Origin of the sequence: Hahella sp. CCB-MM4 (assembly GCF_002260525.1) — a bacterium.
Classification (GTDB): Bacteria; Pseudomonadota; Gammaproteobacteria; order Pseudomonadales; family Oleiphilaceae; genus Hahella.
This window is the reverse complement of the sequence record NZ_MRYI01000155.1, coordinates 1-484: the sequence shown is the minus strand read 5'-3', so window position 1 is coordinate 484 and position 484 is coordinate 1. Positions and strand designations below refer to the sequence as shown.

Annotated in this window: 1 protein-coding gene; it reads right to left on the bottom strand. The window is 68.2% G+C overall.

Annotation, left to right across the window (positions count from 1 at the left end; translation table 11 throughout):
- Window positions 1-142: 142 nt before the first annotated feature.
- Window positions 143-484: hypothetical protein (locus BTA51_RS30420; RefSeq protein ID WP_168188346.1), on the bottom strand; the 342-nt coding region annotated here is incomplete at its 5' end.

Below are 484 nucleotides of genomic sequence, written 5' to 3'. Positions count from 1 at the left end.
CCGCCGAGGGCATCCGGGATGCGGTGATCGTATTCGGGGCCGTTGCCGGGGCGGATGGAGACGCCGCATTGCTCGCAGCATCCCTTGGCACGCTCGAACGCAGCAACGCGGATCTTGGCGGGGAACTCGGAGCGGCGGCGGGTCATTCATGGCCCTCCCGCGCCCAGGCATCGAAGCCCATGCGCTCGGTGAATTTCAGCTGTGCCAGCCGGAAGAACGCGGCGAACTCGGCCTCGCTCATCTTGTCGAACGCGGTGGACTGCGGGCGGATCTCGTCGCGACCGGTCAGCGGGTTGTGGTAGACGTCCACGTAGCCGGTGAGGCGCTTGAGGTCGGCGTGCAGGTGGCTTGCCGTGGGCCATGCGTCAGTCGCAGCGACGGCGGCTTGCAGGCCCGCCCAGTAAGCGGCGTTGCGCGGCAGGCTGCGGCCCTTGCGCGGGATCAGCTTGGCCACCTGACCGATCAGCAGATCGTCGATCATGGC